The following is a 21,266-nucleotide window of genomic DNA, read 5'->3' as shown; positions in this document are numbered from 1 at the left end:
CGTCGGGTGCATGCCTATCCGTACCGCTTCCGCACGCTGGCAGGGCAACCTTCCCGAGGGGTCCGGCACCATCCGCACCGGCAAGGGGGGGTTGCAGGGGAACTACTCCTTCAAGTCCCGCTTCGAGGAGGGCGAGGGCACCAACCCCGAGGAGTTGATCGGCGCCGCGCACGCCGGCTGCTTCTCGATGGCCTTCTCCAAGGCGCTCGCCGACGCTGGCGCGACGCCGACCTCGGTGGAGACCACCGCGAAGGTGCACCTGGACAAGACCGACGCCGGCTTCACCGTGACCCGGATCGAGTTGGACACCGTCGGTGAGGTGCCCGGCATCGACGAGGCGGAGTTCGCCAAGCTGGCCGAGACAGCCAAGCAGAACTGCCCGATCTCCCGCCTGCTCTCCCCTGCCGCCGAAATCACCCTGACCACCCGCCTGACCTCCTGACCCGACCTCATCCGCGCCGATCTTGCACTCTTGGTCGCCGTAACGCGGCATTGGTGACCATATGTCCCGACCGGTAGTGCAAGATCGGCGCGCGAGGGTGGGGGAGAATGGTGTTCGTGGCGGTGGAGATGGAGCGTGAGCGGTTCGAGGAGTTGGTGGGAGAGGCGCTGGACGAGGTTCCGGAGGAACTGCTGGCGCTGATGAGCAACGTGGTGATCCTGGTGGAGGACGATCCGCCTCCCGGCGAGGATCTGCTCGGCCTCTACGAGGGGCACGCGTTGACCGACCGGGGCTGGGACTACGCCGGTGTCCTGCCGGACCGCATCCTGATCTACCGCAACCCGATCCTGCGCATCTGCGACACCGACGAGGACGTCATCGACGAGGTGGCGGTGACCGTGGTGCACGAGATCGCCCACCACTTCGGCATCGACGACGAGCGCCTGCACGAACTCGGCTGGGGCTGAGCCCGCCGCTTTCGGCAACGATCCGCCTGGCGGGCGAGCAGGCACCGCACCTCGGGGAGCGAAGGTGCTGCTAGGTCAGCTCACCGGCGCGCAGCCGGGCGAGCCAGGCGGCGGCGTCCGCGTAGTCGGCGTCGGAGAGGCCAGCGGGGGCGGAGACCGGGCGCTCGGCCATCGTCGGATTCCACCGGTGCCGGGGGTACGAGCCGAGGAAGCGCAGGTCGGCGCAGACCCGGCGCAACCCCTGCAACGCCTCACCGAGCCGGGCGTCGGCCACGTGACCGGTGCAGTCGAGGAAGAAGACGTACCGCCCGAGCGCCTCGCCGGTGGGCCGGGACTCGATCCGGCTCAGGTTGACCCCACGGACGGCCAGTTCCATCAGCACCGACAACAGCGCACCCACCCGGTCGTGCGCGATGTACACCGCGAGCGACGTGACGTCGTCGCCGGTGGGCGGCGGTGCGGGCGCCGGCCGGGAGAGCAGCGCGAACCGGGTCACCGCGTCGGGATGGTCGGCGATCTTGTCGGCCAGCACGGTGAGCCGGTGCCGGGTCGCGCCGATCGGAGCGCAGATCGCCGCGTCGTACTCGCCGGTGGCCGCGCCGGCCGCCGCCGCGCCGTTGGAGAGCACGTCGATCACGACCGCGTCCGGCAGGTGCGTACGTAGCCAGCCACGGCACTGGGTGGACGCCTGGGGATGGGCGGCGACGGAGCGTACAGCCGGCAGGAGCGTGCCCGTACGCGCGCCAAGGACGAACTCCACCGGCAGGATCACCTCGCGGGTGATCACCAGCGGCTCCCCCTCGGCCAACTCGTCCAGGGTCACCCCGACCGCGCCGCCGATCGAGTTTTCCAACGGCACCAGTGCGGCGTCGGCGTCCCCCGCGCGAACCGCCTCCAGGGCCTCGCCGACGCTGCGGGCCGGCGTGCGGATGCCGTGCTCGGCGGCGGGCACGGTGCGCAGCGCCTGGTCGGCGAAGGTGCCCTCGGGCCCGAGGTAGACGAAACGTGGTGGCGGCGTTCCTGGCATGGCGCCCAGCCTACGCATCCGGCAATGGCCGAGGACGTCTATCGCGCCGACGCGGTGGTGCTTGGCGTCGCGGTGGGCAGCCCGCTCGGCGGCGCGGCCGGCGGCACCCCGCCGGGGGCCTCCTCGCCGCAGGCAAGCGTGCGGATCCCGGGTGGGCTGGTGACCCGTACCTCGACCGAGCAGACGTCGGTGCCGGCGGTCACCAGGCGCAGTTTCCCGGCCTGGTCGCGGGTGACCACCTGGAGCGGCTCGTACCCGGTCACCTCAAGGGCGGTGAACTGCCAGCCGGCGGCGCAGAGCGGGCCGGTCCGTACGCGCACCCGCGCGTCCCGGGGCAGCAGGCCGCCGCGACCGCGGACCAGGTCGACGATGCGCTGCTGGGTCGGTTCGTTCGGGCAGGCCACCGCCACCAGGCCCGGATCGGCGGTCGGGCTGGGCGTGATCGTGACCGGTGCCCCAGCGGTGGGCGGCGGCGTCGACGGCGTCGGATCGGGCCCGCTCGGGGTGGCCGCCCGGGTCGGTAGGCCACTGCCGCTCTCCCGCAGTTCCGGAGGTTCGCCACAGCCGGCCAGCAGCAGCGCGGTCATCACCAGCGCGGCGGGAAGCCAGCGGTGACGCCGGCCGGAACCGTACGACGGGCGGCCAGCGGCACGGCGGGCGGTCATCGGCGGCACGTGGCGGTCCTCAGGGCAGCGGAGAGCAGTCGTGGATGGCCGAGCCCATGCTAGGGCATCCCTGCCGGATTCTCGCCTGCCTGCGCCGGCGCTGAGGCGATCAGACCTCCGAGAAGAAGGTAAGCGTGCCGGCGACCGCGCCGTCGGCGAGTACCGGCGTGGAGATGGCGTCGACGGTCGCGTCGGATCCGCCCTCCGCAGCCGCCTCGATCCGCAGCAGGCCCCGGGCCAGCCGACCGGAGGAGAGCGCGAGCAGCGGTGGAATCTTGTCGAGCTCGGGCTCGGTCAGCTCATTGCGGTTGGCGGTGAAGTCGAGTAGCCGCAGGCCGCCGTCGAGCAGTGGCAGCCCGACCAGATCCTCCGGCGCGCCCAGACAGAGCAGCTCGCAGCCGGCGGCGGAGACGGCCAACACCCGGGTCTCGGCATCGATCAGCAGGCAGGGCTCGTCGGCCTTGGAGACCGTCGCTGACCAGCGGCCGATGTTGTCGCACTCCGGCTCTGTCGGTGTCCTCGTCGCGGGCGCGAACACTTCCGAGAGCGAGAGTTCGACGTGGGCCACCGCGCCTCCTATGTACACCGACGGTACGTCCACGCTAGCCGGTCGTCGCGGCGATCGACGACCGTGCCTGGTACCGGGCCGTCGGTGTTGATCGGTGCCGAGTTGGCGACGGCGCGGGCCAGCAGATGCTGGGCCGGCCCGGTCGCGTGGCGTCGCCGCAGACGTTACCGGTGGGTGGCCCGCTTGTCAGCGGCCATTCGGCCGTCCTCGTACCACCGGTAGTCCGCCGCCGGTGAGTACGTGCCGTTCATCCAGGTGCCGGGGTGCTGCGCCACCCGGGAGAGCTTCTCGGCGGTGGCCGGGCTGATCCGGTTGCCGCCCGCGACGAGCAGCCGGTCGAGTTCCCGGTGCGTCGCCATGAGGCAGTCCTTGGGCAGGCCGTAGACGCTGATCACGCCGGAGCCGACGAAGGTGAGCACCGGCGTCACCGGGATCGGATGGCCGACCGCGGCGGTGAGTGCCTTGCTGGCCCGCCGGGCGTCGCGCCGGGCCTCGGTCACGTACGGCGGTCGCTTGCCGTTGATCTGGACCACGTCGCCGGCGACCAGCACGCGGGCCCGACCATGGTCGGCGATGGTGACGGCGAAGAGCCCGCTCGGTCCGATGGCGAGGAACCCGGCCCGGTTGTCCTCGCTGTCGTCGAGCAGGGCGTCGGCGGCGTCGGTGCGGGGCCAGTCGATGACATGCCAGGCCGGTCCGAGATGGTCGAGTTGGCCGAGCGCGCGGGCACCGGCCGCCTCCAGCCGCCGGGCGCCTCGCTCGGCCCGGCGCCGGCGAGCCCACTCCAACGGGGACGGACGAGGGGCCGCGGTCACCCCTGGCGCCTCCACCCGGGGATGCGGTACCGCCACGGGCGGCAGTGCCCGGGCGGACGGTACGGCTCGACGAGCGGAGAAGACAGTCATCGCGACCTCCGGCAAAAGGTCCCTCGAAGTTACTTACTCACTACCCTACGTTGACGGTCCGGGTGGTCGGCAAGCCGGAGCGCCGGAATGAGTACGGATGAATGCCATATTCATCCACAGTCTTTTTGCCGGATACCGCCAAACCCTGCCCTACGCTGCCAAGAGTGACCCATCACGTCGACAACGAGGTCGGTCGGCTCGGCACCGTCCTGTTGCACCGCCCGGGGCCGGAACTCGCTCGGCTCACCCCGCGCAACAACGACTCCCTGCTGTTCGACGCCATCCCCTGGGTGGGGCGCGCACAGGAGGAGCACGACGCCTTCGCCGCCGCGCTGCGGCAGCGTGGTGTCGAGGTGCTATACCTGACCGACCTGCTCACCGAGACGTTGGCCGTGCCGGACGCCCGAACCGACCTGACTGAGCAGGTGCTCAGCTCGCCCCGGCTCGGCGACACCCTACGCGCCCGGGTCGCCGCGCACCTGTCGTACCTCGATCCGGCCGCGCTCGCCGGAGTCCTGGTCGCCGGCCTGGCCCACGAAGAACTGCGGCCCGGCCCGGACCGGCGCGGTGGCCTGGTCTACACCCTGATGGACCGGCATGACTTCGTCATCGACCCGCTGCCGAACCTGCTGTTCACCCGGGATTCATCCATCTGGATCGGTGACCGGGTGGGCGTGACCAGCCTGGCCATGCCGGCCCGGCGGCGGGAGAGCACGATCACCGATGCGATCTACCGGCACCATCCGCGCTTCGCCGGTACCGAGTTCGTCTACCGGCCGACGCTGGAGCCGTTGGAGGGCGGCGACGTGCTGCTGCTGGCTCCCGGGGTACTGGCCGTCGGGGTCGGCGAGCGGACCACCCCGGCCGGCGCCGAGCGGCTGGCCCGCCAGGTCTTCGCGGCCGGTCTGGCACACACCATCCTCGTGGTCCCGATCGCCCAGGAACGGGCGACCATGCACCTGGACACCGTCTGCACGATGGTCGACGTGGACGCGGTGCTGATGTACCCGAACGTGGCGAGCACGCTGTCGGCGTACACCGTGATCGCCGGCACGGACGACGACGCCCCCCGGGTGGACGGCCCGGCACCCTTCCTGCGGGCCGCCGCCGACGCGATGGACCTGGACCGGCTCCAGGTGATCGACACCGGCCTGGACCCGGTCACCGCCGAGCGCGAGCAGTGGGACGACGGCAACAACACCCTGGCGCTGGCGCCCCGGCTCTGCGTCGGCTACGAACGCAACGTCGAGACCAACGCGCAGCTGGAACGGGCCGGCATCGAGGTCATCCCGATCGCCAGCTCCGAACTCGGCTCGGGCCGAGGCGGCCCCCGCTGCATGTCCTGCCCCCTGCTCCGGGAGTAAGGAAGGGCCCCTTCCTAACGCCTACGGCATAGGAAGGGCCCCTTTTTAACACCGGTGGAGACTCAGCGCAGGGTTAGCTGGCGGCCGAGCAGGCCCTGCCGGGACCGCCGGGCGGCGGCGTCCAGCGGACCGGCGTCGGTCAGCGCGTCCGCGTAGCGCTTCGCGAAGTCGGCCACCGGGCCCTCCCAGTCGGCCGCCGGCACCTCCTCGGGCAGATCCCAGACCGGCACCAGCCGTCCGTGCGCCCGGAACATGCCGGCGAACCTGGTCCCCTCGCCGAGGCTCAGCGAACCGGCCGCGCCCAGCCGGGCCAGCGCATCCAGGGCAGGCTCCTCGGCCTCGGGCAGCACCCAACGGACGTGTGCCTTCTCCGGCACCTTGCACCAGTACGCGGCGCGAGCGGCAGCCAGCCGTACGGTGGGGTAGATCGCCGCGTTGGCCCGCTCCAGGGACGCCTGCACGGTCGGGTCGTTGGCGGCCTCCGGGGCGAGCCAGAAGTCGAAGCCCTCGTGCAGGGTGATCTCCAGCGGGCCGTCGATCAGGATGTCCTGGAGCCGAGGGCCGGGGCCGGGCAGCGGCGGCACTGAGACCGGGGCACCCGGTTCGGCCCGCAGCGCGCAGAGCAGCGACTCGGCCAGGTCCCGGGAGACATCGCCGGACTGGAGGTGTCGCTGGAGCCCGACGAAGACGTGCCCGTCCGTCCGGCTCATCGCGGGCGCGGCCATCGGCAGCACGGTGGCCAGGGTGACCGGCCGGTCGCCGTACTCCTCGACAAGCGTCGGCGTGAGCCGCAGTGGCGCGGAGGCGGCGGGGACCAGCTCCCGCAGGGCGATCCACTCCGGCTCGTCGGCGAGCCCCTCGAAGGGGCGGGGGACGAAGACGTCCCGTACCCGCTCCCGCTTTCCGCTCGGCGCGGCCGACCGCTGGTTCCTTCGACGCTTGCTCACGGCGACACAGCCTAGAGGCCGGCACGACCCGGTGGGGTCACGACCCACCTGCGGAGCCGCTCAGCGGCCCGCTCGCCCCGGCCAGCCGGCGACGAACAGGCCCGGTCGGTCGGGTCACCAGGTCCGGTCAGCCGGCGACGACCGGGTCCGGCCGGGTCGGGGTCACCAGGCTCGGTCAGCCGGCGGCTACCAGGCCCGACCGGTCGGGGACGGGATCGAAGTCGGCCCAGACACTCTGGCCGAGACCGTCGCGTTCCACCCCCCACCGGCTCGCCAGGCCGGAGACGATGTGCAGACCACGGCCGTCGGCCGCGTCCGGGTCCGCCGGCCGCATCCGGGGGCCGGCCGCGGCACCCCCGTCGGTCACCCGCAGCCGCAGTTGTGCCCCGTCGGGCGTGGTGCGTAGCCGCCAGGCCACCCGGACCACGCCGCCGGGCAGTGGATCGGCGTGCCGGACGGCGTTGCCCACCAGTTCGGCCAGGACCGCCACCAGATCGGCAAGCACCGTCGGGGACACCACCTCGGCCAGCTCGGCGGCGAGCCGGTGCCGGGCCAACCGGGCTCCTGTGGCGTGGTGCGGCACCACCACGCACCACGCTCGTTCGACCGCTCCCGTCGACACTTCCGCCCCTCTTCCGGGCTGTGCTCCCGCCGGTTCACCTGCGGGGCAGCCGCACCTCTGCGACCGTACCGCCACCTGTTCTCGGTCGGAGGAATACCCACCCATTCTGCTGTTCAACGATCCGGCGGACGAGATAGAGGCCGAGACCGGTGCCGGGATAGCGCCGCCGGTCGCCGGAGTCGCCCTGCCAGAACCGGTCGAAGGCCCGTTCGACGTGCTCCGGGCGTACGCCGATGCCCCGGTCGCTGACCCGGAAGCAGACGGTACGGGCGTCCGCGCCCGCACTGATCTCGATCGTCGACCCGGGCGGTGAGTACTTGGCGGCGTTGGTGACCAGCTCGGTGAGCACGGTGCCCAGGTTCTGCCGGTGCCCCACCGCGCGGGGCAGGTCACGCGGTAGCTGAAGGGTGGCCCGGCGGCGCAGGTCCGCAGGCAGGTCGGCGACCGCGATCCGGAGCGTCTCGGCGAGGTCGAACGGTGCCGGCGGCCCGTCACCAGGCCATGCCTCGGCGGCGGAGGAGAGCAGCCGGTCGAGCAGCCGGGCCAGCTCGTTCGCGCGCTGCCCGATCACCCGGGCCGCCTGCCGCCGGTCGGTCTCGCTCAGCGACTCCCAATGGTCGGTGAGAGTGTCCGCGTACCCCTTGATGACCGTCACCGGGGTCCGGAGCTCGTGGCTGGTGACCGCCACGAAGAGGTCCCGCTCGTCGTCGTGGCGTTGCTGGTCGCTGATGTCCCGGAAGGTGACCACCCGCAGGGTGCCCGGGCCGGGCAGCTCGCCGGAGGTGATCCGCAGCCAGCGCCCGTCCGGTAGCTGATGGTCGAGGACCTGCCCGGACGGCGGCAGCGGGAACGGCAGCGGCTGGTTGAGGGCGTCGGCGGAGGACCGACCGGTCACCTGGGCGGCGGCCGGATTCCAGAGCCGGACGTAGGCGTCCCGGTCGACGACGGCCAGCCCGTCGGCGAGCGCCGCCACCACCGGACCGTCGCCGTGCACCGGCAGGCCGCTCTGATCGCCGTACATGTGGGCGATGCACGAGCTGAGGTAGCCGACCACCCCGTGCTGCTCGGCGCTGGGCTCGTCGGCCCCGGCCGGATAGAGGGCGTGCAGGCTGCCGACGGTGTGCCCGGCGATCTCCGCACGGCAGACCACCATCCGGTGCAGACCACGTTCGGCCAGCTCGACGGCGAGCTGGTTGTCGAACCGGTCGGTCCGTACGCACTGCACGCGGGGGCCGGTGAGCAGGCAGATGGTGACCGGGTCGGTGGCCGGCAACGGCCGGCCCATGGTCCACTCGGCGGCGCCGGTGGCGGCGATCACCCGGCCGCCGCTGGGCGCGAACTCGACGAACGCCATGCCTGCGGCACCGACCGCCGGCTGGGCCACCTGGAGTAACTGGTTCAGGACCGGCAGGCCCGCGTCGCCTGAGTTGATCATCTCGATGATGACGGTGTGTCCGGCGATGAGCGCGGGGTAGTCGGTGCGGTCCGGCATGTCCCCGAGTGTGCACCGCCGCTCGCGTGGTTGGGCACCCCCGAGTGGCTCACCGAGGTAACCGGGCGAGCATCTGCGCCGGACGGTCGGTGATCACGCCGTCCACCCCGGCGGTCAGCACCAGATCGAGATCGGCCGGCTCGTTCACGGTCCAGACGTAGACCTGGTGACCGGCCGCCCGCAGCGCCGGCACCAGCGTGGGGCGGGCCCGGACCAGCCCGATGCCCGGACCGGCGATGCCGGCACCGAAGGGCAGCCGACCCAGGTGCGGCCAGCGGGGCAGCAGCTCCAGCAGCAGCACCGTGGGCAGCGCGGGAGCCAGGGCCCGGATCCGGCGTACGGCCAGCGGGGAGAAGGACATCACCGAGACTCGTACCGGATCGTCGGGGCGCGGCTCGGCGAGGCCGTACCGGCGCAGCAGCGCGACCAGCCGGCGCTCGACGTTGCCGCGGTAGCGGGAGGGGTGTTTGGTCTCGATCAACAGCCGGACCGGCCGGCCGGCGGCGAGGACCGCCTCCAGCAGCCGTTCGAGGGTGAGCAGCCGGGTGTGCGAGTCGTCGAGCACCTCGTCACCGTCGGGCGGCACGCAGCCGGGGTGCCAGGAGCCGAAATCGAGCTGTTCCAGCTCGGCGAGGGTACGCGCGCTGACCAGCCCCCGGCCGTTGCTGGTCCGGTCCAACCGGCGGTCGTGTACGCAGACCAGGTGCCCGTCGCGGGTCAGCCGGACGTCGCACTCCAGCCCGTCCGCCCCCTCGTCGAGGGCGCGCAGGTAGGCGGCGAGGGTGTGCTCCGGTAGGTCGTACGACGCGCCACGGTGCGCGAAGACGAGGGGTGCACCCATCTGCGCCTACCGGACCTGGCCCGGCTGCCCGTCCGCGCCGATCACCGGCCGCCCGGCGGCTGCCCACTCGCCCATTCCGCCCTCGACGTTGCGTACCTGCTCCCACCCGTTGCGCATCAGGTACGCGACCACCTGTGCCGATCGTCCGCCGGAGCGGCAGATGACGGCGACGTCGCGGTCGGTCGGCACCTCGGCGAGCCGGGCCGGCAGCTCCATCATCGGCAGGTGGTGGGCGCTCGGGGCGTGACCGGCGGCCCACTCGTCGTCCTCCCGGACGTCGAGCAGGTACGTGTCGTCGCCGATCTCGGGCACGGTAACGGTGGGAATCTGAGGTCCGAACACGGGTACCAAGCCTAACGGTATCGGCCGGCGGTCAGAGGCGGGTGACCCAGCGTGGATGGGCACCGGCCCACTCGGGCATCCGGGTGCCCCGAACCGCCTCGAACAGCCCCTGACCGCCGCCGTCGAGTACGACGTACGACACCTGACCGATGGTCTGCGGGTACGACGGCACCTGTACGCCGTGCAGCGTCTCGGCGGAGAGGCCGTGCAGGGCGAACAGCAGATCCTCCACCGGCACCCCGTTGGTGTCCATGGTCAGGGAGTGGCCGACCGCCTGGATGAGCCGGTGCAGTTGGACGGGATCGGTACGCAGCCGGGTCTCGCCCGCCCGGGCCAGCATGGCGCCCAGCAGCTGCTGCTGGTGGGTCTGCCGGTCGTAGTCACCGCCGGGCAGGTCGTAGCGTTGGCGTACGTAGTCCAGCGCCTGTGCGCCGTCCATCTGCTGACAGCCGGGGTGGAACACCCGGTCGGTGTGGATCGAGTGCACCTCGGTGCGTACGCACATCCTGACCCCGCCGAGCAGGTCGATCACGCTGCGCAGGCCGGCGAAGTCGACCAGGGCGGCACCGTCGAAGCGGATCCCGGTGAGCCGGGCCAGGGTGGCCGAGAGCAGTTGCGCCCCGGCCTGGCCGCTCCCGCCGTACTCGTACGCCGTATTGATCTTGTCTTCCCCGCCCGGGTAGCCGGCACCGGGCGGGATGGTGACCAGCAGGTCGCGCGGCACGGAGATCAGGTAACCGGTGCGCATCCCGGTCGGGACGTGCACGATCAGGATGGTGTCGGTGCGTTGCTGCGGCCCGGCGTCGCCCGGCCGGCGGTCCGAGCCCACGAGCAGGTAGTTGAGCGGGCCGTCCAGGTCGGTGCGGTCGGCGCGGGCGGACTCGTCAAGCAGTTCCTCGTGGGTGATCGTGCGCTCGTACCGGTCGGCGAGTACCCGCAGGCCGACCACGGCGAGGGTGGCCAGCAGCACCACGGCCAACCCCGCACCGAGCAGTAGGCGGGGCCAGCGGGGGCGACGCGGGCCATTGCCCGGTGTCCGCCCTGTGCCGTGCTGCGCCGTCCTGGCCGTGACGTCCCCCCGTGGTCCTGACATGAATCCCGCTCATGTCAGGCTACGAAAGGACTACCCGCAGTGATGGAGGTTCGTGGGTATCGTCAGGTCGCTCCGGCGGGCTCAGTCCCGGGAGGAGATCACCTGGGGGTTGTAGAAGACGAACTCGGCCAGCTTGTCCTGCCGGAGGGCGCGGAACATGTCCAGGGTCTGCTCGTCGAGCGCCTCGTTGCCGTTGCCCTGGGTCTGGTACGTGCCGCCGTTGGTCTTCAACATGATCAGCTCGTTGCCGGTGACCCCGCGCATGGTGAAGACGAAGTCCTCCACCGGTACGCCACCGGTGTCCAGGATGAACGCCTTGCCGGCCGCCTTGATCATTTCGTTCAGCTTGACCGGGTTGGTAAGCGTGCCGTTCTTGGTGGCCTTCTTGGCCATCGCCTTGATCAGCTGCTGCTGGTTGGCCTGCCGGTCGTAGTCGCCACCCTTGAGGCCGTAGCGCTGGCGGGAGTAGTCAAGCGCCGCCCAGCCCTTCATCTCCCGGCAGCCCTTCTTGTGCACCACCGGAGTCCTCGGCTTGCCGGTCTTCTTGGCGTCCGCGTTCCACATCGGCTTGCCGTCGACGTACGACATGTGGATCGACTCGACCTCCTGCTTGACGCAGATGCGTACCGAGCCGAGCGCGTCGATGACGCCCTTGAAGCCGCCGAAGTTGATGATCGCCGCGCCGTCGAAGCTGACGCCGGTCATGCCCTTGATGGTCTTCGCCATCAACTGGGCGCCGCCCTCCCAGCCGCCGCCGTTGCGGGCACCCGCCTGGAAGGCGCTATTGATCTTGCCGACCCCGCCCGGATAGCCGGTCTTCTCGAAGGCCGGGATCCGCGCCTCGGTGTCCCGCGGGATCGAGATCAGGTAGGCCTGGTCGTGGGTGGCCGGGATGTGCAGCACGATGATGCTGTCCGCCCGGACGTCGTCGGCGTCCCACCGCTCCCGGGCGTCCACCCCGAGCAGCAGCATGTCGATCGGGCCATCCAGGTCGCCGCCGCCCTCCGCCTGCGACTTGCCCGCCTCGTCGAGCAGGTTGCGCTGAGAGATGTTGCCGGTCGCCTGGCTGATCACCGCCTTGCTGCCGACGATGGCCACCCCGCTGGTCATCATCAGCACGGCGCCGAGCACCACGGTGAGCCGGGCCCAGAGTGGATCCTTACGCCGCTTCCCACTCTTGCCGGACTTCTTCTTCTGGCCGGGCGATGGCGTGGCGGATGCACGAGGCGGATCGAGCAGGGCGGGGCTGTGAACCGGCATGCGTGCTCCAGCTCGTGTTCTCCGAAGGGGGCGGACACACTTTACGTACGTCGTTCTCCCGTGGCGAGTTCGGGTGACGGCCAGCCAGCGTTTCCCGCCGCGTCATCCTGCTGAAATGCCCGAACGGACAGATCGAATTGGATGGTCGGAGGTTGGTTCGCCGGAACCGGCGGGTCAACCGTTGTCGTTCGCCGGCTTCTTGTTCGCCTGTACCCAGTCGGCCATCGTGTCGGCGGACATCGCGCGGTACATGGCCAGGGCCTTCTCCCGGTCGGAGACCACCACCGACTCCCCGTTGATCGTCTGGCTGCCCTGGTGCGGGCTGGTCACGAAGGTCAGGTTCTCGCCGCGCAGGTTGCGGAACTGCACCGCCATGTCGGTAAGCGAGAAGCCGTGGTCGACGGTGACCGCGTCGGTCACCGAGCGAAGGAAGTCGTTGAGCTTCTTCGGGTTGGTGAGCGTGCCCGTGCTCGCCGCCTTGTCCATCAGCGCACGCAGGAACTCCTGTTGGTGGCGCATCCGGGCGAAGTCGCCGTCGGGGAACTGCTTGCGCTGCCGGATCCAGTCCAGCGCCTCGGCACCGTTCATCTGGTTGGTGCCCTTGGTGAACTTCCGGTACGGCTTGTGGATCGAGGTGATGGTCCGCTCCACCTTCAGCTCCACCCCGCCGAGCGCGTCGGTGACCTGCTTGAAGCCGCCGAAGTCGATCGCCATCACATGATCGATGTGCACGTCGGTGAAGCACTCGACGGTGCGTACCGCCAGGGGCAGCCCGCCGAACGCGAACGCCGCATTGATCTTGCGGCGCTGGCCGGTGTCGCAGTCGGCGCCAGCGCTCTCCGGAATCGGCACGTACAGGTCGCGCGGGATGGAGACGAGGTACGCCTCCTGGTGGTCGGCGGGGATGTGCATGACGATGATCGTGTCGGCCCGCCACTCGCCGGCCTTGTCCATCGGGGCGTCCGGATCCCGCGAGTCGGTGCCCACCATCAGGATGTTCAGCGCACCGTTCACCGCCTTGGCCGGCCGACCGCCGGTGATCTCCGAGAACGGGTCGGTCCGGGCCAGGTTCTTGTCCAGGCTGCGCGCGTAGAACCAGGCGCCGGCCCCGGCGACAAGCGCCAACACCAGCACCACGACCCCGGCCACCAGGACGATCCGACGCCAGCGGGGTCGCCGGCCGCGCGGTGCGGGTACGCCGCCGGGCCCGTCCGGCCCCACCGGTCCGCGCGGCCCGCCCGGCCCACCGGCCATGGCCGGCTCGTCGTGCGACGGATACCAGCGGGTCTCGGCCGGTCCGGCGGAGCGCCCGCCCGGACCCGGCACCGCCGCGCGGCCCGCGCCGCGACGCAGGTGGAAGAACGGCTGCCCAGCGGGGATGGTGGCTGACATGTAACTCAGGGTACGCAGCAGTAGCCAGTGTCGCCGTCAGGCGAGATCCCGCGTCGTGCCGGCTCGACTACGCCAGCCGCTCGCGGAAGTCCTCGATCGTGCGCCGCAGACCCTCTTCCGGTGCCACCGTGGGCTCGTATCCGAGCAACTCACGGGCCAGGGTGAGGTCGGGCCGGCGCATCTCCGGATCGTCCGCGGCGCGGGTGACGTATGTCACCTCCGACTTGCTCTCGGAGAGTGACACGATCGTCTCCGCCAGTTCCCGCATGCTCATCTCGTGCTCGGTGCCGCAGTTCACCGGCCCGCTCTCGGTGGAGTCCAGCAGCAGCAGGATGCCCCGGACCAGATCCGCCACGTAGCAGATCGAACGGGTCTGGTTGCCGGTGCCGTGCACGGTGATCGGCTCGCCGCGCAGCGCCTGGGAGATGAAGGTCGGGATGGCCCGACCGTCGTCCGGCCGCATCCTCGGCCCGTACGTGTTGAAGATCCGCACGATCGCCGTGTCCACGCCCCGGCTGCGGCGGTACGCCATCGTGGCCGCCTCGGAGAAGCGCTTCGCCTCGTCGTAGACGCTGCGGATGCCGATCGGGTTGACGTTGCCCCAGTAGGTCTCCCGCTGCGGGTGCTCCTTCGGGTCGCCGTACGCCTCCGAGGTGGAGGCCAGCAGGAACCGGGCGCCGTCGGCAGCCGCGCGCTCCAGCAGGTGCAGGGTGGCCACCGAGCCGACCCGCAGGATCTCCACCGGCAGCTTCTCGAAGTCCGTCGGGCTGGCCGGGGAGGCCATGTGCAGGATCGCGTCGAACCGCTCGGCGAGCGCCGGGTGCTCGGGTAGCCCGTCGGAGATGTCCGCCTCGACCAGGGTGAAACTCGCCTTGTCGAGCAGGTGCGCGATGTTCTCCCGCGACCCGGTGACGAAGTTGTCGAGCGCGACCACCGTGCAGCCGCGGGCGATCAGCGCGTCCACCAGATGCGACGGGACGAAACCGGCCCCGCCGGTGACCAGAATGCGATGACCGGGCCCGAAACGCTGCTCAACCTTCATGCGGGTGAGCATATAAGGAGGGGCCCCCTACTAACGCCTGGTGTAGTAAAGGGGCCCCCTATTAACAGAAGCCGCCGCCGGTCAGTGCGCGCCGGCTCCGGTCAGCGAGCGCACCTCCAACTCGGCGTACTTCTCCTCGTCGCTCTCCTTCGAGATGACCGTGCCGATCCAGCCGCAGAGGAAGCCGATCGGGATGGAGAGGATGCCCGGGTTGGACAGCGGGAACCACTGCCAGTCGTGGTCGGGGAACATCGCCGTCGGCGCGCCGGAGACCACCGGCGAGAAGAACACCAGCAGTACGGCCGCCAGCAGGCCGCCGTAGATCGCCCAGACCGCGCCGGAGGTGTTGAACCGCTTCCAGAACAGGCTGTAGAGGATCGCCGGCAGGTTGCCCGAGGCGGCCACGGCGAAGGCCAGCGCCACCAGGAAGGCGACGTTCAGGTTCTGCGCGAAGATGGACAGCGCGATGGCGACCGCGCCGATCACCAGCGCGGAGATCCGGGCGACCCGCACCTCCTGCCGCTCGGAGGCGTTACCCCGCTTGATCACGTTGGCGTAGAAGTCGTGCGCCAGGCTTGACGACGAGGCCAGGGTCAACCCCGCGACCACCGCCAGGATGGTGGCGAAGGCGACCGCCGCGATGATCGCCAGTAGTGCGGCACCGCCCAGTTCGCCGCCGAAGAAGTCGATCCCGAGCGCCTCGGCGAGTTGTGGTGCGGCCGTGTTTCCGGCCGGGTCCTGGGTGCGGATGGCCTCCCCGCCGACCAGCGCCGCCGCGCCGAAGCCGAGCGCCAGGGTGAGCAGGTAGAACGAGCCGATGATGCCGATCGCCCAGAGCACGCTCTTGCGGGCCGCCTTGGCGGTCGGCACGGTGTAGAAGCGGATCAGGATGTGCGGCAGTCCGGCGGTGCCGAGCACCAGGGCGATGCCGAGGGAGAGCAGGTCGACCTTGTTGTAGAAGGTCTGGGTCGCGTTGCCGGCCACCTCGACGCCGTACCGTAATCCGGGCCCCAGGAAGTCGGCACCGTGGCCGGAGCTGGCCGCCGCGTCGCCGAGCAGCGACGACAGGTTGAACTTGTACTTGGCGAGCACCAGCAGCGTCATCAGCAGCGCGCCACCCATGAGCAGGAACGCCTTGACGATCTGTACGTAGGTGGTGCCCTTCATGCCGCCCACGGTGACGTAGATGATCATGAGGGCGCCGACCATGATGATTGTCGCCACCTTGGCGGTTGCCGCGTCCATGCCCAGGAAGGTGGTGCCGGGCCGGATGCCGAGCAGCAGCGCCACCAGCGCACCCGCGCCGACCATCTGGGCCAGCAGATAGAAGATCGACACGGTGATCGTGGAGACCGCCGCCGCCGTACGCACCGGACGCTGCCGCATCCGGAAGGCCAGCACGTCGGCCATCGTGTACCGGCCGGAGTTGCGCAGCAGCTCCGCGACCAGCAGGAGCGCCACCAGCCAGGCCACCAGGAAGCCGATGGAGTAGAGGAAGCCGTCGTATCCGTAGAGCGCGATGATGCCGGCGATGCCGAGGAAGGACGCGGCGGACATGTAGTCGCCGCCGATCGCCATGCCGTTCTGGAAACCGGAGAAGGACCGGCCGCCGGCGTAGAAGTCGGTGGCGGTCTTGGTCTGTCGGCTGGCCCAGATGGTGATGGCCAGGGTGGCCGCGACGAAGGCCAGGAAGAGCACGATGGTCAGGTTGCGGGCGGTGGTGTTGCCCGCCTCGACCGCGAGGATCATCGTGTTCACGACTCACCCCCGTTCAGCTCGTCGCGGATCTTGTCGGCCACCGGGTCGATCTTCCGGTCCGCGTACCGGGAGTAGTACCAGGCGATGAGGAAGGTCGAGACGAACTGGAGCAGGCCGAAGACCAGCGCCACGTTGATGTTGCTGCCGAACAGTCGCGTGCCCATGAAGTCGCGCGCGTACGCGGAGAGGATCACGTAGAGCGCGTACCACAGGAAGAACGCGATGGTCATCGGGAAGACGAAGCCGCGTAACGCGCGACGTAACCCGGCGAACTCGTCCGACCGTTGAACCGCTAGGTACCGCTCCGAAAGTGAATCGCTCGGCGCGGCGGGGGGCGTGTCCGTGGACATTCTGTGGATCACCACCTTCACAGGCGACAGGAATACTGCGCACGGTAGGAAGCGCGCTTCCCGGCGGAGAAGGTGAATATCGGCATCGGTCGCTACCTGCGCCGAGCGGCAGCGCCGTTGCGCCGAGTGACCACTGCTGCTGCGCCGAGTGACCGGCTGCACGCCGATGGCCGGTAAATGACGATCAGTCCAGTTCGTGCACCGGCCTCGGTGCCTCGGTCCAGTCCGCGGTACCGACCTCGACGCTTCAGTCCAGTTCGCGGTACCGGCCCCGGTGATGCAGCAGCGGTTCGCTCTCCTCGGTCAACTCCACCCGCTCGATGGTCGCCTCGACCAGCAGACTCCAGCCGTACTCCCGGACGGTGTCCAGCCGGCACCCCGCCCACCCGCCGGCGTCGGCCGGCACCGGCCCGTACGGTGTGTCGGTCCAGTGACCGATCGCGAAGAGTCCGCCGGGCGAGGGAAAGAGCCCGGCGAAGCGGTCGGCGAGCTGCCGGTGTGGCGGGCCGAGCGGCGTCACGGCGAACACCTCGGCCTCCTCGACCGCCGTCCAGAGATCCGACTCCGCGTCGACCAGGCCGAGCAGCCGCCCCGGGTCGCCATCGGCCACCAGGGTCGACGACACGGTCAACCCGGCCGGCCCGGGCGCCGTCCAGAGCGTCACCGGCGCGGCGAGCCGACCCCGCAGCCGGCGTACGGGCGAACGCTGGCCCGTCGGCACGGCGAACGGGTCGGTGTGGTGGATCTGGGCACCCGGCTCATGATTCACGTGAAACATTGTGACCGGGTCAAGCGGGTGTTCGCGGGCCACCCGGGAAGATCACGCTCGTTCATGGAACGAGTGGCCTCGTTCCAGGTGGGATGCCACTCGTTCCTGGCTCGAGCGTGATCATGGCGGGCCGCCCGCAGTGGGTTATCCACAGGGGCAGCGCCGCAGCGGGCGGGGATGCCACCGTCAGGGACATGCCTCGATCGCCTCGTCGGCCCCCGCAGCTGCGGGGACGTGTGTTCCGTGGCTCGGTCGCCGTCGCCCGTGGCCTGCTCACTCGCAATGATCTTCGCAGCACCGCCTGGCGTCCACTTTTCCGTGACGTCTATGCGGATGCCCAACTGCCCGCCACCCATCGGGTCAGGTGTGCCGCCGTCGGGCAGTGGCTGGTTCCGCCGGGCGCGGCGATCGCAGGTCGATCCGCCGCAGCGCTCTTCGGTTGCGCCCAGGGCAGGGCTGATGATCCGGTGGACGTGCTCGTACCCCGTGGCGTACGCCTCGCGCCGCACGCGGGGCTGCGCGTCCACCAGGGGCCGGTCGACCAGGGAGACATCGTCAAGCGGTCGGGGACGGCAGTCACCTCACCCGAGCGTACCTGCTGGGACCTGGCGAGCTGGCTCGACCTCGTGGAGGCAGTGGTGATCATTGACGCGCTGCTGTCACGTCGGCTCACCGATGTGCCGGCACTGCGCGGGTACGCACTGGCCAGGGCGGGCCGTCGAGGTTGGCGGGCGATGCTCCGGGCGGTCGACCTGGCGGATGCCGGTGCCGAATCTCCGCAGGAATCCCGCACTCGTGTTCGGCTGGTGCTGGCCGGGCTGCCCCGTCCGCGTACCCAATGGGTCGTGTCGCGGCAGGGCCGTTTCGTCGCCCGCCTCGACCTTTCCTGGCCGGAATATCGGGTGGCGGTGGAGTACGACGGTCTCTGGCACGACGACCCGGAGCAGTTCCATGCCGATCGGAAGAGGCTCAATCGGCTGGTCAAAGATGGTTGGATCGTCGTGCATGTGACCGCAAAGCGCCTCCGCGAAGACTTCGACGGCGTCGTTGCCGAAGCTCGCGCCGCCCTGCGTTCCCGGGGCCACCACGCCCGCGCGACCCCGCGCGACCCCGCGCGAACCGCGATGACCGCGGGAACCAGGTGACCGGGTCAGGAGATCAGCGGCGTGGGGTGACCATCGCCAGCAGTTCGGGTTGGCGGCGGTCCAGTGCGTCGCCGGCCAGGTACGCGCCGAGCAGTGCCGCGCCGACGCCGTACGCGACACCGAGCGGGAGGCCCAGCCAGAGCCAGAGGTCACCGAGCAGCGCGGCGGCGAGCACCAGCGGTACGGCGATCGCGCCGGTGGCGACCATGGCCAGCAGCGTCAGCAGGCTCTTGACCATCCCGGCGCCGGTGTTCATCGCGAACGGGTTGCTCGTCTCCGGCAGCGAGTAGGCGCCGAGCACCGACACGAAGGAGTTGACCGCCAGACCTGCGCCGTAGGTGGCGACAAGCGTGCCCGCCATGAATCCGATCCAGGCCGGTTCGCCGAGCACCACGCCGAGCACCACGGCGATCACCGCCAGCATGGGCAGTACGTACAGCGAGAAGGCGGTGATCCGGGCCCGCAGCTCGACCCGGCCGGGCACCCCGGCCACCACGTTCGCGGCGTACGCGCTGCCGTCGAAGCCGAACTGGTTGGCCAGCGTCACCGCGGCGAGCAGGCCGACGAAGACCATGGAGAGGCTGACCAACACCGGTGACGTGTCACCGGCGAGGCTGAAGCCCTCCTCGCTGTCGAGGCCGAAGCCCTGCCCGCCAAAGTTGACCATCACCGGCACGAAGAGGCCGACCACCGCGATGGTGATCAGGTTGGCCCGCCGCCGGGCATCGCGCCACCAGTAGCGGGCCTCCCGCGCGACCAGCCCACCGAACCGGTCCCGGCGCAGCCAACCGGTGGCGCGGGGAAAGAGTTGAGCCACCACTCCGCCGGTCACCGACGCCTTGGCCTGGGCCGGCCCGCCACTCGCCGCACCCACCATCGCCGACTCCAGCGAACGCGACCACCAGGCCAGCAGCGCGACGATGGTGACCACGGTGATCAACAGCTTCAGCGGCGCGGCCCAGACCCGGCCCTGGGCCACGTCGATGCCGGCCGTCCACGGTGCGCCGAACGGTGTCCAACCGATCACGGTCGCCACTCCGGCCAGCCGGTCCCAGTTGACGTCCTGGATCGCGGCGATCCCGGCGAGCTGCAACGGCCCGAGCAGCGCGGCGGCCACCGCGAGCAGCACGGCAGCCAGGTCACGTACCCGCCGGGAGCGGAGCATGGTGGCGAAGGCGCTGGTCACCGCCCGCGCTGCGGCCACGCAGAGCAGCAGCCCGCAGACCACCCCGACCGCCGCGACCACGGCGGCGGACCAGCCACCGAAGGCACCGGCCGTGACGACCAGGCCGGAGAGCGCCACCAGCACGGCGATCGTGGGTACGCTCACCAGCGCCGCCGCGAACAGCCCGGTGACCAGGGTGCGCCGGGACAGCGGCAGCAGCGCGAAGCGGGCCGGATCGAGCGTCTCGTCCACGCCGAAGAAGACAAGCGGCAGCAGCAGCCAGCCGAGTACGGTCAGCCCACCGGCGAACGCGGCGACCAGCATCGCGTACCGGTCCTCGCCGGCCAGCCCGGGGGCCGCCAGGCCGAAGAAAGCGCCGACCGCGAACCAGAGCCCGATCAACGACCCGATCAGGAAGAGCGCCACCCGCCAGCCCTGACCTCGGAAGTTGTTGCCCATCACCCGCAGCTTGAGCCGGACGAAGTGCCACGCCGACACCCGCCGCACCCCAGCCGTCGGACGGCTCACCGGGCCGCTCACCGCTCCGCCGCCCGCTGGGCCGCCGGTCGCCGGTCCGCTGCTCGCCGGTCCGCCGGTCGCCGGTCCGCCGCTCGCTGGGCCGCCGCTCGCTGGGCCGCCGGTCGCCGGTCCGCTGCTCACCGGTCCGCCGGTCGCCGGGCCGCTCACTGGGACAGCCACGCCAGCTCCTCACCGGTGGCCGTACGCCCGCCGACCACCTCGACGAAGACCTCCTCCAGGGAGCGCTCGCCGCGTACCTGCTCCAGGGTGCCGACCCGCTTGATGGTGCCCTCGGCGAGGATCGCCACGTGCGAGCAGAGGCGCTGCACCACCTCCATGACGTGGCTGGAGAAGACGACCGTCCCGCCGCCAGCGACGTACCGCTGGAGAATCTCCCGGATCAGCGCCGCCGAGACCGGATCGACCGCCTCGAAGGGCTCGTCCAGCACCAGCAGCCGGGGACCGTGCAGCAGCGCGCAGGCCAGGCCGATCTTCTTCTTCATGCCGGCCGAGTAGTCGACCACCAGGGTGCGGCCGGCATCGGCGAGGGCGAGCACGTCGAGCAGCTCCGCCGCCCGCTGGTCGACCACCGCCGGGTCCATGCCGCGCAACAGTCCGTGGTACGCCAGCAGCTCACCGCCGCTGAGCCGGTCGAACAGCCGTACGCCGTCCGGCATGACGCCGAGCAGTTGCTTCGCGCCGACCGGGTCGGCCCACACGTCACGCCCGAGCACCCAGGCCGCACCGGAGTCGGGCCGCAACAGCCCGACCGCCATCGACAGCGTGGTGGTCTTGCCTGCGCCGTTCGGGCCGAGTAGGCCGTAGAACGAGCCGGTCGGCACGTCCAGATCCACGCCGGCCACCGCCACCTTGCCGTCGAAGCTCTTGGCCAGGCCGCGCAGTGCCAGTGCAGGGTGCTCACCAGTCATGCACCAGACCGTATCCGGTCCTGGCGAGGGCACGGCCAGCCCAGCGGCGGATTCCGGGCTCCTCCCTCAGGCGTAGTTCCTCCCTCTGGCGTAGTTCCGCGCTCGTGCTACCGCCCGCACGCCGGTGGTCGGTTGTTAAAAGGGGGCCCTTCCTCTACCGCA

Annotated in this window: 22 protein-coding genes; 4 read left to right on the top strand and 18 right to left on the bottom strand. The window is 70.9% G+C overall.

Going from position 1 to position 21,266, the window contains the following annotated elements:
• Window positions 1-10: 10 nt before the first annotated feature.
• Both QQG74_RS31190 and QQG74_RS31185 read left to right on the top strand, forming a co-directional pair.
• On the top strand, window positions 11-442 hold the full coding sequence (locus tag QQG74_RS31190; protein ID WP_119663789.1) for an OsmC family protein: 432 nt from the start codon (window positions 11-13) through the stop codon (window positions 440-442).
• 122 nt (window positions 443-564) lie between these two features.
• Window positions 565-909, top strand: a complete 345-nt coding sequence (locus QQG74_RS31185; RefSeq protein WP_341721467.1) for a metallopeptidase family protein — start codon at window positions 565-567, stop codon at window positions 907-909.
• Window positions 910-979: 70 nt separating this feature from the next.
• Here the strand turns inward: QQG74_RS31185 and pheA are convergent, their stop codons facing one another.
• The 4 genes from pheA to QQG74_RS31165 all read right to left on the bottom strand — a co-directional run bounded on the left by pheA (window position 980) and on the right by QQG74_RS31165 (window position 4,074).
• Entirely contained in the window at window positions 980-1,936 is a 957-nt protein-coding gene (gene pheA / locus QQG74_RS31180) for a prephenate dehydratase (RefSeq protein ID WP_341718180.1), read from the bottom strand.
• Window positions 1,937-1,974: 38 nt separating this feature from the next.
• On the bottom strand, window positions 1,975-2,523 hold the full coding sequence (locus QQG74_RS31175) for a hypothetical protein (protein WP_341721466.1): 549 nt from the start codon (window positions 2,521-2,523) through the stop codon (window positions 1,975-1,977).
• A 187-nt stretch (window positions 2,524-2,710) separates the two neighbouring features.
• Window positions 2,711-3,169, bottom strand: a complete 459-nt coding sequence (locus QQG74_RS31170; protein ID WP_341718179.1) for a hypothetical protein — start codon at window positions 3,167-3,169, stop codon at window positions 2,711-2,713.
• Window positions 3,170-3,333: 164 nt separating this feature from the next.
• Window positions 3,334-4,074, bottom strand: a complete 741-nt coding sequence (locus QQG74_RS31165; protein WP_341718178.1) for a hypothetical protein — start codon at window positions 4,072-4,074, stop codon at window positions 3,334-3,336.
• 164 nt (window positions 4,075-4,238) lie between these two features.
• Here QQG74_RS31165 and QQG74_RS31160 point away from each other — a divergent pair, with 164 nt between their 5' ends.
• Complete coding sequence (locus QQG74_RS31160) at window positions 4,239-5,438, top strand: arginine deiminase (protein WP_341718177.1); 1,200 nt, start codon at window positions 4,239-4,241, stop codon at window positions 5,436-5,438.
• A 62-nt stretch (window positions 5,439-5,500) separates the two neighbouring features.
• Here the strand turns inward: QQG74_RS31160 and QQG74_RS31155 are convergent, their stop codons facing one another.
• The 12 genes from QQG74_RS31155 to QQG74_RS31100 all read right to left on the bottom strand — a co-directional run bounded on the left by QQG74_RS31155 (window position 5,501) and on the right by QQG74_RS31100 (window position 17,355).
• Complete coding sequence (locus QQG74_RS31155; RefSeq protein ID WP_341718176.1) at window positions 5,501-6,385, bottom strand: DUF5926 family protein; 885 nt, start codon at window positions 6,383-6,385, stop codon at window positions 5,501-5,503.
• A gap of 175 nt (window positions 6,386-6,560) precedes the next feature.
• The gene (locus QQG74_RS31150) at window positions 6,561-6,974 is read right to left on the bottom strand and encodes an ATP-binding protein (RefSeq protein ID WP_341721465.1); all 414 of its coding nucleotides are present in this window, start codon (window positions 6,972-6,974) and stop codon (window positions 6,561-6,563) included.
• 67 nt (window positions 6,975-7,041) lie between these two features.
• On the bottom strand, window positions 7,042-8,499 hold the full coding sequence (locus QQG74_RS31145) for an ATP-binding protein (RefSeq protein ID WP_341718175.1): 1,458 nt from the start codon (window positions 8,497-8,499) through the stop codon (window positions 7,042-7,044).
• Window positions 8,500-8,548: 49 nt separating this feature from the next.
• Window positions 8,549-9,340 carry a glycerophosphodiester phosphodiesterase family protein gene (locus QQG74_RS31140; RefSeq protein WP_341718174.1) on the bottom strand — a complete coding sequence of 264 codons (792 nt, stop codon included), beginning with the start codon at window positions 9,338-9,340 and terminating at the stop codon, window positions 8,549-8,551.
• A gap of 6 nt (window positions 9,341-9,346) precedes the next feature.
• A complete protein-coding gene (locus QQG74_RS31135) occupies window positions 9,347-9,682 on the bottom strand; it encodes a rhodanese-like domain-containing protein (protein ID WP_341718173.1) in 336 nt (111 codons plus the stop codon).
• A gap of 31 nt (window positions 9,683-9,713) precedes the next feature.
• On the bottom strand, window positions 9,714-10,652 hold the full coding sequence (locus tag QQG74_RS31130) for an LCP family protein (protein WP_341721464.1): 939 nt from the start codon (window positions 10,650-10,652) through the stop codon (window positions 9,714-9,716).
• Window positions 10,653-10,856: 204 nt separating this feature from the next.
• Window positions 10,857-12,035 carry an LCP family protein gene (locus QQG74_RS31125; RefSeq protein WP_341718172.1) on the bottom strand — a complete coding sequence of 393 codons (1,179 nt, stop codon included), beginning with the start codon at window positions 12,033-12,035 and terminating at the stop codon, window positions 10,857-10,859.
• A gap of 174 nt (window positions 12,036-12,209) precedes the next feature.
• Complete coding sequence (locus QQG74_RS31120) at window positions 12,210-13,427, bottom strand: LCP family protein (protein ID WP_341718171.1); 1,218 nt, start codon at window positions 13,425-13,427, stop codon at window positions 12,210-12,212.
• 67 nt (window positions 13,428-13,494) lie between these two features.
• On the bottom strand, window positions 13,495-14,469 hold the full coding sequence (locus tag QQG74_RS31115) for a UDP-glucuronic acid decarboxylase family protein (protein ID WP_341718170.1): 975 nt from the start codon (window positions 14,467-14,469) through the stop codon (window positions 13,495-13,497).
• Between the two features lie 81 nt (window positions 14,470-14,550).
• The gene (locus QQG74_RS31110) at window positions 14,551-16,218 is read right to left on the bottom strand and encodes a cation acetate symporter (protein ID WP_341721463.1); all 1,668 of its coding nucleotides are present in this window, start codon (window positions 16,216-16,218) and stop codon (window positions 14,551-14,553) included.
• Window positions 16,219-16,223: 5 nt separating this feature from the next.
• The gene (locus QQG74_RS31105) at window positions 16,224-16,577 is read right to left on the bottom strand and encodes a DUF485 domain-containing protein (RefSeq protein ID WP_341718169.1); all 354 of its coding nucleotides are present in this window, start codon (window positions 16,575-16,577) and stop codon (window positions 16,224-16,226) included.
• Between the two features lie 247 nt (window positions 16,578-16,824).
• On the bottom strand, window positions 16,825-17,355 hold the full coding sequence (locus QQG74_RS31100; protein ID WP_341718168.1) for a flavin reductase family protein: 531 nt from the start codon (window positions 17,353-17,355) through the stop codon (window positions 16,825-16,827).
• Window positions 17,356-17,540: 185 nt separating this feature from the next.
• Here QQG74_RS31100 and QQG74_RS31095 point away from each other — a divergent pair, with 185 nt between their 5' ends.
• A complete protein-coding gene (locus QQG74_RS31095) occupies window positions 17,541-18,491 on the top strand; it encodes a hypothetical protein (RefSeq protein WP_341718167.1) in 951 nt (316 codons plus the stop codon).
• Between the two features lie 13 nt (window positions 18,492-18,504).
• Here the strand turns inward: QQG74_RS31095 and QQG74_RS31090 are convergent, their stop codons facing one another.
• Entirely contained in the window at window positions 18,505-20,196 is a 1,692-nt protein-coding gene (locus QQG74_RS31090; protein ID WP_341721462.1) for an ABC transporter permease, read from the bottom strand.
• Between the two features lie 143 nt (window positions 20,197-20,339).
• Window positions 20,340-21,104: an ABC transporter ATP-binding protein gene (locus QQG74_RS31085; RefSeq protein ID WP_341718166.1), complete on the bottom strand. Its 765-nt coding sequence runs from the start codon at window positions 21,102-21,104 to the stop codon at window positions 20,340-20,342.
• Window positions 21,105-21,266 lie beyond the last annotated feature (162 nt).

The organism is Micromonospora sp. FIMYZ51, from assembly GCF_038246755.1.
In the GTDB taxonomy this organism is placed as follows: Bacteria; Actinomycetota; Actinomycetes; order Mycobacteriales; family Micromonosporaceae; genus Micromonospora.
Note: the sequence above shows the minus strand (reverse complement) of the source record. Positions and strands in the feature narration are given on the sequence as shown.